The organism is Allobosea sp. 05T422_2, from assembly GCF_056396265.1.
The window spans coordinates 1-10,684 of sequence record NZ_JBFTLD010000242.1 but is presented as its reverse complement, the minus strand read 5'-3'; the positions used below and the strand labels follow the sequence as shown (position 1 = coordinate 10,684).

At 67.5% G+C, this 10,684-nt stretch carries 11 protein-coding genes; 8 read left to right on the top strand and 3 right to left on the bottom strand.

Features of this window, described 5'->3' with window-relative positions:
* Both AC1DJT_RS28915 and AC1DJT_RS28910 read right to left on the bottom strand, forming a co-directional pair.
* Positions 1-621, bottom strand: a 621-nt coding sequence (locus AC1DJT_RS28915; protein WP_476835389.1) for an extracellular solute-binding protein, incomplete at its 3' end; no start/stop codon positions are given.
* 89 nt (positions 622-710) lie between these two features.
* Positions 711-1,484 (bottom strand): enoyl-CoA hydratase/isomerase family protein, encoded by a 774-nt coding sequence (locus AC1DJT_RS28910; RefSeq protein ID WP_476835388.1) that lies wholly within the window; start codon positions 1,482-1,484, stop codon positions 711-713.
* Positions 1,485-1,604: 120 nt separating this feature from the next.
* Here AC1DJT_RS28910 and AC1DJT_RS28905 point away from each other — a divergent pair, with 120 nt between their 5' ends.
* From AC1DJT_RS28905 to AC1DJT_RS28890, 4 genes are all read left to right on the top strand, one after another.
* Positions 1,605-2,429, top strand: coding sequence for an IclR family transcriptional regulator (locus tag AC1DJT_RS28905; RefSeq protein ID WP_441492782.1), 825 nt, complete (start codon positions 1,605-1,607; stop codon positions 2,427-2,429).
* A gap of 88 nt (positions 2,430-2,517) precedes the next feature.
* The gene (locus AC1DJT_RS28900) at positions 2,518-2,832 is read left to right on the top strand and encodes a (2Fe-2S)-binding protein (protein WP_441492781.1); all 315 of its coding nucleotides are present in this window, start codon (positions 2,518-2,520) and stop codon (positions 2,830-2,832) included.
* The gene (locus tag AC1DJT_RS28895; protein WP_476835387.1) at positions 2,825-4,189 is read left to right on the top strand and encodes an FAD/NAD(P)-dependent oxidoreductase; all 1,365 of its coding nucleotides are present in this window, start codon (positions 2,825-2,827) and stop codon (positions 4,187-4,189) included. The genes AC1DJT_RS28900 and AC1DJT_RS28895 overlap by 8 nt, the downstream gene beginning before the upstream one ends.
* On the top strand, positions 4,186-5,340 hold the full coding sequence (locus tag AC1DJT_RS28890) for an NAD(P)/FAD-dependent oxidoreductase (RefSeq protein ID WP_476835386.1): 1,155 nt from the start codon (positions 4,186-4,188) through the stop codon (positions 5,338-5,340). The genes AC1DJT_RS28895 and AC1DJT_RS28890 overlap by 4 nt, the downstream gene beginning before the upstream one ends.
* A gap of 555 nt (positions 5,341-5,895) precedes the next feature.
* On the opposite strand, the gene AC1DJT_RS28885 is transcribed toward AC1DJT_RS28890, so the two are convergent.
* Positions 5,896-6,612 (bottom strand): GntR family transcriptional regulator, encoded by a 717-nt coding sequence (locus AC1DJT_RS28885; protein ID WP_441492778.1) that lies wholly within the window; start codon positions 6,610-6,612, stop codon positions 5,896-5,898.
* A gap of 194 nt (positions 6,613-6,806) precedes the next feature.
* Between AC1DJT_RS28885 and AC1DJT_RS28880 the strand changes: the two genes are divergently transcribed.
* The 4 genes from AC1DJT_RS28880 to AC1DJT_RS28865 all read left to right on the top strand — a co-directional run.
* Positions 6,807-7,589, top strand: a complete 783-nt coding sequence (locus AC1DJT_RS28880; protein WP_476835385.1) for a citryl-CoA lyase — start codon at positions 6,807-6,809, stop codon at positions 7,587-7,589.
* A gap of 15 nt (positions 7,590-7,604) precedes the next feature.
* The gene (locus AC1DJT_RS28875) at positions 7,605-8,939 is read left to right on the top strand and encodes a phenylacetate--CoA ligase family protein (protein WP_476769502.1); all 1,335 of its coding nucleotides are present in this window, start codon (positions 7,605-7,607) and stop codon (positions 8,937-8,939) included.
* A 27-nt stretch (positions 8,940-8,966) separates the two neighbouring features.
* Positions 8,967-9,845, top strand: coding sequence for a branched-chain amino acid ABC transporter permease (locus AC1DJT_RS28870; RefSeq protein WP_441492775.1), 879 nt, complete (start codon positions 8,967-8,969; stop codon positions 9,843-9,845).
* A partial coding sequence (locus tag AC1DJT_RS28865) for a branched-chain amino acid ABC transporter permease (RefSeq protein WP_476835384.1) occupies positions 9,842-10,684 on the top strand: 843 nt, incomplete at its 3' end. The genes AC1DJT_RS28870 and AC1DJT_RS28865, both read left to right, overlap by 4 nt.

The window sequence follows — 10,684 nt, the reverse complement described above, 5'->3', positions numbered from 1 at the left end:
GAGCATCTTGAAGGCCCGGTCGATATCGAGCGGGTAGAGCTTGTCGAGCGGCACGCCGTCGGCGAGCAGCGCCTGTTCGATCGTGTCGATCGGGTTCTTGCGCAGGGCGCGGCGCCCCGGGAACTTCTCGACATTGAAGAAATCGCCCCAGCTCGCCGGGGCATTCTTCACCCGGTCGGTGCGGTAGGCGAAGATCGTCGAATAGACATCCGTCCCCATGAACTCGGGCGAGATCGCTTCCGGCATCAGCCTGGGCACATCGGCATGCGCGAAGCCGATCGGATCGAGCAAGCCCTGCGTCTTCAGGATATCGCGCGCCGAGAGCGTCAGCGTGCAGACATCCCAGGTATAGGACTTGGTCTCGACCATCGCCTTGAACTGGGCGGTGGGCTCCGCTTCGCGGGCGACGTTGACGACCTTGTTGCCGGTCGCCTTCTCGAAGGGGTCGTAGAAGGCCTTGCGGAAAGCCGGCCCGAACGGCCCACCGGGGTCGGCGACCGTGATCTGCGTGGCGGCACGCGCCGTGCCGGTGAGATAAGGTGCTGCAAGCGCGCCCGCAGCTGCGCCGCCCGCCAGTTGCAGCAGGGTGCGCCGCGTCGGCTTCGTCATCGTGTTCGTCATCTTCATCTCCCCTTTTTCAGCGGTTTTCCGCATGTCCCCGTAGGTGATCAGATCGTCAGGCCCGCCATCCCGTCAGGCGCGTGGTTCCGTCAGGCGCTTTTGCGTGCAGCCCGGATCGCCAGGAATTGCTCCATCATCCGGGCCGGCTCGCCCGTGCCGTAGGCCTCGCGCTGGTTGCGGATGCCGGCAACCAGGCACTCGCGGAAGCTTGCCTCGGTGACCTCGCGGAAGCGGGCCTTGTTGAGGCGCATGGCGACGGGCGGCTTGCCGGCCAGCTCCTGCGCCAGTGCAAGGGTCGCCTCCATCACCTTGTCCTTCGCCACGATCCGGTTGATCAGGCCGATCCGGAAGCATTCGTCGGCATCCATCATCCGCCCGGTCAGGGTCAGGTCGATGGTGCGGGCGATCCCGATCATCTCGCGCATGATCCAGGGGCCGGTCACCGAGGCGATGCCGGAGTTGATCTCCGGCTGGCCCATCGTGACGCCGGCATGGCCGATGCGCAGATCGCAGAGCAGCGCGACCTGGAAGGCCGACCCCGCCGCCACGCCGTTCAGCGCCGCGACGAGCGGCTTCGAGAGCGAGCGGATCCGGTCGTAGAGCCGCTCCCACTCGCCCATCCACAATTCCGCGCGGTCGGGATCGAAGGTCTTGGTCTCGTTGAGATCCTGGCCGGCCCCGAAGGCGCGGTCGCCGGCGCCGGTGAGGATGATGGCGCGCACCGCCTCGTTGGCTTCGAGCTCGTCGAGCCCCTCGACGAGGCGGGAGCGCATCGGCGCGTTCCAGGCGTTGAGTATCTCCGGGCGATTGAGGGTCAGGATGCCGACAGCGCCACGCAGTTCGACCAGAACAGAGTCCGTCATACCGCTCTCCGATGAATGTTTATTGTTATGCGATAACTTCTATTGAATAATCTGCGCGAAAGGCTCACCTTGTCAAGGCCATTGGCCACGGCCATTGATTGAGCGAGGAGAACAGCCCCGATGACGATGCCGGAAGCGACACAGAACGGCCGCAGGAAAGCGGCGGCACCAGCCGATCAGGCCGGGCGCAAGGACGATGCGCTGATGGTCAACTCGGTCGAGAAGGCCTTCCGGGTGCTGTCCGCCTTCGGCCGCCAGCACCAGACGCTCAACCTGTCACAGGTCGCCTCAGAGACGGGGATGGATGTCAGCGCCGCGCAGCGCTTCACCCACACGCTGACCAGGCTCGGCTATCTCCGCAAGGATGCGCAGACAAAGCGCTTCGAGCTGACCGCGAAGACGCTCGATCTCGGCTATCATTTCGTGCGCAGCAGCCGTCTTCTCGACCGGGCGATGCCCTATCTCATGCATCTGAGCAAGGAGACGGAGGAGACGGTCAATCTCACCGTGCGCGAGGGAACCGAGATCATCTTCGTCTCGCGCTTTCTCAGTCGCCATGTGCTGAACACCGACGTCATCATCGGCACGCGGATGCCGGCCTATTGCACCGCGCCGGGCATCGCCATGCTCTCGCGCCTGCCGGAGGACGAGGCGATGGCGATCATCGACGCCTCCGACCTCCAGGCCCACACGCCCTCGACGACCTGGCAGCGCGATGCCCTGCAAGCGAAGCTGCGCCAGGCGGCGGCGCAGGGCTACGCCACCGCCTTCGAGGAGGTCTATCTCGGCGACGCCTCGATCGCCGCGGTGATCGTCGATCATCACGGCCGTCCGGAGGCCGCCGTGAACATCGCCACCTCGACCTCGCGCTATAGCCATGCGGAGGTCGTCTCCCGGTTTTCCTCCCTGGTCATCGCCACCGCGCACGCGATCTCGCGCGTCTGAACCGCAAGCACGAGGCGCTTGACGGTCGACGCGTGTTTTATCAATATTCGAAAACTATTATTGCATTGAAATAATTCCTGGACCCCGCATGGACGCTCCGAAGGCCCAGTTCCGCCGCGTGGCAGCCCGTACCGGGCCCCCCGCGACGCTCAGCTTCGACGGCACGACCATCCGGGCGACGAGTGGCGACAGCGTCCTCGCCGCGCTGCTGGCGAACGGCGCGCTGCTCCGCCGGCTGGAATTCGGCGGCGAGCCGCGGGCCGGCTTCTGCCTGATGGGGGCCTGCCAGGATTGCTGGGTCTGGAGCGCTGAAGGCGGCAGGCTCAGGGCCTGCACCACAAAGGTCGCCGACGGCATGGTGCTGTTTGCCGAACCGCAGCCTGTGGCTGGCGCCCATGGCTGACATCGTCATCATCGGCGCTGGCCCGGCCGGCATCAGCGCAGCCGAGGTGCTTTGCGCACAGGGGCTGCGGCCCATCCTGATCGACGAGGGCGCGCGGGCGGGCGGGCAAGGCTATCGCCGGCCGGCCGATGATCTCGCGCTCGACATGACCAGGCTGATGGGTTCGGAGGCCGGGAAATACGTTGCGTTGCATCGCCGCTTCGCGGCCTTGCGCCCGAAGATCGATTACCGCCCGCGGACGCTGGTCTGGGCCATCGACGGCAACCAGCTGCATCTGCTGTGCGACGAGCGGGCCGAGACGCTCGCTTTCGACAGGCTGCTGATCGCCAGCGGCGCGATGGACCGGGTGGCGCCCCTGCCCGGCTGGACCCTGCCCGGCGTGTTCACGCTCGGCGGCGCCCAGGTCGCGCTGAAGGATCAGGGCTGCCTGATCGGAAGCCGCGTCGCCTTCCTCGGCTCGTCGCCCCTGCTGGCGCTGGCGGCGAAGCAGTATCGCGACATGGGCGCGCAGATCGCCGTGATCGCCGATACGACGCCCTTCGCCGCCAAGGCCGCCACGATCCCGGCCCTGCTGCGAGCGCCCCGGACGCTGCTGCGGGGCATCTGGTACATGGGCGCGTCCCTCCGCGCCGGCACCGAGATGCTGCACGGCGTGACGCCGATCGCCGTCGAGGGCGCGGACCGCGTCGAGGCTCTGGTGCTGGCCGATGCGCGTGGCCGCGAACGCCGCTTCGCCTGCGATGCCGTCGCGCTCGGCTACGGCCTGAAGCCCGAGACGCAACTGGCCGACCTGGCGCGGGCCGAGTTCGCCTATGACCCGGATTTCCGGCTGCACCTGCCCAGGATCGACAGCCTGGGCCGGGCGAGGCCGGGCCTCTACCTCGCCGGAGACGGGGTGCGGATCGGCGGCGCCGACGCGGCCGAAGCGAGCGGCGCGCTCGCCGCCCACGCGATTCTCGCTGATCTCGGCCATCCGCAGGATAGCGAGGCGGTGCGGCGGCTGGCACGGCAGGTCGAGCGCCTGCGTGCTTTCCAGCTCGGGCTGGCGCGCGCCTTCGCCTGGCCGGCGGCGCAGATCGCCGTCCTGCCGGATTCCGTGACGCTGTGCCGCTGCGAGAACGTGACGGTCGGCGAGGTGCGCGCGGCGATGGAGAAGGAGCTCGGGCCGATCGAGGTCAACCGGGTCAAGGCGATGACGCGCTGTGGAATGGGCCGCTGCCAGGGCCGGGTCTGCGGCCCTGCCCTGCAAGAGATCGTGGCGGCGAAGAGCGGGCAGGATGGCGCTTGCGCCGGGCGGCTGCGCGGCCAGGCCCCGGTCAAGCCGATTGCGCTCGCGGCAGCCGGGGATGCGGCATGAGCGAGCGCACGAGCGATGTCGCGATCGTCGGCGGCGGGCTGATCGGCGCCTGGACCGCCTTCTTCCTGGCGCGGCGCGGGCACAGCGTGACCGTGATCGAGAAAGGCCTGGTCGGCGCCCAGTCGAGCGGCGTCAACTTCGGAAACCTGCGGCTTCAGGGCCGCTTTCCCGGGCAGTACCCGCTGTCCCTGCGCTCCCAGGCCCTCTGGGAGGATTTCGATGCCCTGATCGGCGAGGAGTGCGAGTTCGAGCAAACCGGCCATCTCTATCTCGCCTATGACGAGGCGGAGCAGGCCAAGCTCGAGGGCTATGCCGGGGTCTCGGAATCCTACGGGCTGGCGATCGAGCGGGTCGGACCTGCCGAGCTCCGGCGGCGCTGGCCCTGGCTCGGCGAACGGGCCGTCGCCGCCACGTTTTCGGCACGCGACGCCACGGCCAATCCCAGGATCGCGACGCCGGCCGTGGCGCGGGCCGCGGCCAGGCTCGGCGCCGTCATCCGCGAGAACACCCGCGTCACCGCCGTGGATCGCGCGGGCGACGGCTTCGCGCTGACGCTCGCCGATGGCGCGCGGCTGAGCTGCGGCGCGCTCGTCAACTGCGCCGGCGCCTGGGCGCTCGACATCGCGGAGCGGTTCGGCGAGACCGCGCCGGTCTTTCCGGCCGGCCCGCCGCAATTCGTGACGGAGCCGTTTCCCTACGCGATCGGGCCCTCCGTCCAGGCGATCGACGGGTCGGTGATCTTCCGGCAGATCCCGCGCGGCAACATCATCCTGGCCGGCTATCCKCGCACGGCGGCCGATCCGGAGGCGAACCGGGCCCCCGTCCCTCCCGCCAAGACGCTGGCGGCGATGCGGGCGCTGGCGCGTGTCGCGCCGATGCTCGCGCATTGCCATGTCATCCGCGCCTGGTCCGGCATCGAGGCCTATCTGCCAGACATGATCCCGGTGATCGGGCCGAGCGAGACGACCGCCGGGCTGTTCCATGCCTTCGGCTTCTGCGGCCACGGCTTCCAGATCGGCCCCGGCGTCGGATTATGCCTCAGCGAGATGATCGTGGACGGCGCAACGCAGACGCCGCTGGAGCCCTTCTCGATCGGGCGCTTCCGCCAGGCAGCCACCGTCAGCGAGAAATTCCGCAAGGAGTTCGACTGACGCCCCCAAAGCGCGCTGCCGATCCTGCGGAAGCCCGCCAACKACCAGCACGGGCTGGCGGTTTTCCGGGATCATGGGCATGACCGGGATCGGCCGGGAGCTGCTCATCGCGGCCGCCGCGCGGCCGAGATCGCCGGGGATCTTGCCAGTCGATGTTGCCAGTCGATGTTCCCTCGGATCTTGCCCTTGTATCCAAGCGACAGGGACAGGCGCGGTTCCGTCGCGGCACGGATGATCGCCTTCGTCGCCTGGTCGCCCGCCCCCCCTGARAGAGCCATCGGAGCCTCTATTCGTCGGGGGCGCAGCTATGTTGCGGCTCTGGTAGCGGGTCTTGCGCGAGTGTGCGCGCAGCGCCTTCCGGCGCCACGCGAAGCCACGCGTCTCTCAGATCGCCGGTCGAAAAACAGCGAGCAGGATGGGGCTCGCCGCCGAAGACGTGCCGCTGCGATGCGTTAAAGGATCGGCCCGAAAAGTGGATTGCGGTTTTCGGGGCAAAGCCGATGCTAACACAAAGGGTTAGATCATCGGGGCGGATACGATGTCCGGTCCGATGAGCTAGCGAGCGAAAACCCGGTGTGGCATGGCCTGCGCGAGGCCCATGGCGCGCTGCAGATGGTCCTTCACATGCACTTCGGCCAGTGCGGCGTCGCCGGCGAGGATGGCGCGCGCGATGGCGCGATGCTCGGCCAGCGAAGCGGCGATGTTCTCGGCCTTCAGTGTTCCCGCCAGCTGATACATCAGGACAGGGAGCCGAAGCTGCCGCGTCAGCTTGAGCAATTGCTCGTTGCCGCTCGCCGCGACGACCGCATCGTGAAACTGATGGTTTTCGTCGATATATTCAGCGCCCGGAGGGCGCGGGTGCTCGTCCCAGATCGCCTCGATCTCCCGCTCGAACCGCGCTTTCGTCACCGGATCGGCCATCGCTTCCGCAGCCAGCCGGGCAGCGAGGGTCTCCAGGCCGAGCCTGATCTGGAACAGCTCCTTCATCTCGCGCAGGGTCAGGCGGCGCACGAGGGCGCCGCGATGCGGCACGATCTCAAGAATGCCCTCCGCGGAGAGGCGTCGAAAGGCCTCGCGTAGCGGCCCCCTGCTGACCCGCAGATCGCGCGTCAGGTCGGCTTCGATCAGGCGTTGGCCCGGCGCATAGCGCCCCTGGAGCACACCGGCGCGCAAATGATCAAGGACGTATTCGACGGTTCCGCCGCGCGCCGGGCCTTCGGCGTTCTCGGGCTCCGGCAGAGCGCTGGCGAGGTGGGTGTCGAGTGTCGTCATGACGATCTGCCTATCAGCAGGAAACCCGGTTGACAACGTTTCGACCTGCAATATTGTCCTACAAACTTAAAAGACAAAACAAGCCGAAAGCGGCGAAGAGGAAACGCCTGTCCCCCATCCGGGACTGATCGCACGGCTCTCGCCGCTGCGCGGCTTTCGCTTCGCCTCGTGCTGGCTGCGGCAGGAGGAGCGACATGTTGATTGGCAAGGCCGGCCCGGCCATCACGGGCATCTGTACGTCCACTCCGGACCGGATCGAGATCCGGGGCAGGGACTTCGCCAGCGAGATCATGGGCCATTATGGCTTCACCGATTTCTTCTTCTTCCTGGTGACCGGCGAAAAGCCGTCGKAGCAGCAGCGCTATTTYCTCGATCTTCTCCTCGTCGCGATCGCCGAGCATGGGCTGACACCGACGGCGCAGGCCGCCCGCATGACGCTGGCCGCAGCGCCCGACAGCCTGCAATGCGMCGTTGCCGCCGGAATTCTCGGCTGCGGCACGGTGGTTCTGGGCACGGCCGAGCTGTGCGCCAAGGTGCTCGCCGAAGCCGCTGCCCGGGTCGATGCCGGTGAGGATCCCGATGCCGTCGTCAACGACATCGCCGCCAGGACACGGCGCGAGGGCGGCAAGATGCCGGGCTTCGGCCACCCGATCCATCATCCCGTCGATCCGCGAACCGAGCGGATCTTCGCCCTGGTCGAGGAACGCGGCATTTCCGGTCGCCATCTCGACCTCCTGAAGCGGATGCGCAGCGCTGTCGCCACGGCATGGGGCCGCCAGATGCCGCTCAACGTCTCCGGTCCGATCGCTGCCGTGCTGATGGACCTCGATTTCCCGCACACGATGATCAAGGCCGTGCCGATCCTGGCCCGCACCGCGGGACTTCTCGGGCATCTCGCCGAGGAACAAAAGCGCCCGATCGGCTTCATTCTCGCGCACCACGCCGAGGAAGCGATCGCCTACGACCCCACGATGTAAGCGAAGGACCGGGACATGCTCCAAGAGCCCGATATCGAGACACTTCCCTGGCCCGAGCAGCGCGCGCTTGACGACCGCCTCTATCGCGAACAGGTCGGCTATCTCTTCGAACACTCGCGTTTCTTTCGCGACAAGCTGCAGGCGAACGGCTTCGCGACGCCGGAATCGGTCGGCGGGCTCGACGACATCGAAGCCCTGCCCCTGACCGAGAAGGATGAATTGCGGCAGAGCCGCAGCGAGGCCCATCCGATCGGGACGCATCTCGCAGCGCCCCTGGAGGAGGTGGTGCGCATCTTCTCCACCAGCGGCACGACCGGGATTCCAAGCTATATTCCGCTGACCGCAGGCGATCTGGAAAACTGGGTCCGAACCTCCGCCCGCAGCTACGGCGCCAGCGGCCTGAGCAAGGGCGAGCGCGTCATCTCGACCTATAATGCCGGGCCGTTCGTCGCCGGCGCCGCACTCGATTCCTTCCCCCGCCTCGGCCTCTGCCACATCCCGGTCGGGACCGGGAATACCGAGCGGCTGCTCGCCGCCGTGAAACTGCTCAAGCCGCAGATCCTCGCCTGCACCCCGTCCTATGCGCTGCATCTCGCCGAGATCGGCGAGGCGCGCGGGCTCGACCTGCCCAATAGCAGCATCAGGCGGATCATGGTGGCCGGCGAACCCGGCGGCGGCGAGCCGGCCATGCGCGAGAAGCTCGAACAGGCCTGGAATGCCAAGGTCACCGAGGCGATGGGGATCGGCGATATTTCCGTCTCGCTCTGGGGCGAGTGCGAGCAGCAGCAGGGCATGCATTTTTCCGGCCGCGGCTTCGTGCATTTCGAGCTGATCGATCCCGAGACCGGCAAGCAGGTTCCGCAGACCGACGGCGCGACCGGCGAACTCGTCTACACCCATCTCAGGCATCGCGGCGCGCCGCTGCTGCGCTTTCGCAGCCGCGACCATGTCGTCCTGCGCACGGGGGCCTGTTCCTGCGGCCGCACGTCGCCGCGGGTGCGCTGCATTGGCCGGACCGACGACATGCTGATCGTCCGCGGCGTGAACGTGTTTCCCTCGGCGATCCGCGAGGTCGTCAACCGGTTCGCGCCCGCCGTCACCGGCGTGGTCTCGGTCCGCCCCTCCGCGAAGGGCGTCAAGCAGGCACCGCCGCTCAAGGTCGTCGTCGAGCTTGCCGAAGGCGAGACCGCCTCGGATGGTCTGCGCGAGAAGATCGAGAGCGATATCCGCGCCACGCTGGTGGTGACCACCACCGTGCACCTCGCCCCGGCCGGCACGCTGCCGCGCAGCGAGTACAAGTCGCGACTGCTCGATTTCTCCGAAGCGTCGACGGAGACGGTCGATGACTGAGGCGCTCTGCGTGGAKGACAGGCGGACGTGACCGCGTCGATCGTCCAGGCGGTTCTGCTGTCGCTCTGCGTGGCCGGCCTCTACGCGGCCGTGGCGGCCGGGCTCACGCTCACGGTCGGCGTGACGCGCATCATCAATTTCGCGCATGGCGAATTCGTCATGCTCGGCGCCTTCCTGACCTATTGGCTCTATACCGGCTACGGCCTGTCGCCCTGGCTGGGCATGCTGGCCTCGGGCGTCGCGCTCGGCCTGTTCTCCATCCTGGTCTATCGCGGCTTCCTGGCCCGCGTGCTGAAGCAGGACGAGCACAATCAGCTTCTGGCGACGCTCGGCCTGTCCATCCTGATCCTCAATATCGCGATCATTCTGTGGTCGCCGGATGCGCGGGTGATGCAGGCGCCGGCGCTGTTGCCCTCGCTCCAGTTCGCAGGCGTGACCATTCCCGGCAACAATATCGTCGTCGCGCTGGTCGGCCTGCTGCTCTTCCTGGTCATGCTCGGCATCAAGAACCACACCCGCTACGGCACGCAGATGCGCTTCGCCAGCGACGACCCCGTGCTCGCCATGCATGCTGGCATCAATGTCGACCGCGTCTTCGAGCTGTCATTCGCGATCGGCGGTGCGGCCGCCGGCATCTCCGGCGGGCTCGTCGCGCTCGTGCTTTACGTTCAGCCGACGGTCGGCGTCGACCTCGTCATCCGCGCCTTCGCGATCATCGCGCTCGGCGGCCTCGGCAATATCCCCGGCGCGCTGATCGGGGCGGCCATCCTCGCCCTGATCGAAGGCCTGATCAGCACCTTCGTATCGGGAGGCGGCAGTTGGGGCTTCGGCGTCTCCTTCCTGGTTCTGCTGCTCGTCCTCCTGGTGCGCCCGAGCGGCCTGTTCGGCAAGCAGGTGCAGGCATGAGTTCCGGTCTTCCCGCACGGCTCGCCCTCTATGCGGCGATTGCGGCGCCACTCCTGCTGATCGCGGCCGCGGATCGGCCCTTTCTGGTTCAGGTCGCGATCGGCACGGCGATCTCGGCCATCCTCGCATTGGCCTGGGATATCCTGTCCCGCACCGGCCAGGTCTCGCTCGGCCACGCCGCCTTCTTCGGCATCGGTGGCTATGGCTCGGCCTTGCTGACGCCCGTGCTCGGCCCCGTGCTCGGCTGGACCGTTGGCATCCTGCTCTGCGGCGTGGTCGCCTTGCTGCTGGGCGCAGTGACGTTGCGCCTGCGGCGGCTCTATTTCACCATCGCGACCCTGTCCTTCAGCCTGTCGATCCATGTCGTGATCTTGGTCACGCCGGGGCTGACGGGCGGCTCGACCGGCATCATGCCGCCGGTCATCGCGGGTGGATCGCCGCCGCTGCAGCTCCTGTTCATCACCGGCTGCCTGGTCGCGGCCGCCATCGTCAGCGACATTTTCCTCGGCAGGCGCTTTCGTCCGGCCTTCTTCATGATCAGGAACAATCCCGATCTCGCGGCTGCCTCGGGTGTGCCTGTCACGCGGCTGAAAATCCTGGCCTTCGTCGTCTCCGGGATGGTCGCGGGCCTCGCCGGTGCCTGCTATTGCGGCCTCTACGGATACGTCATTCCCGACGATGTCTTCACCACCAACTGGAACGTCCTGCCGCTCGCCGTGACCATCCTCGGCGGCATGGACACGACGCTCGGCCCGCTGGTCGGCGCCGTGGTGCTGCGTCTGCTCGAAGAGGTCGCGCGTCATGTCGTCGGCGGCGTCGGCTATCAGGTCGTCTATGGC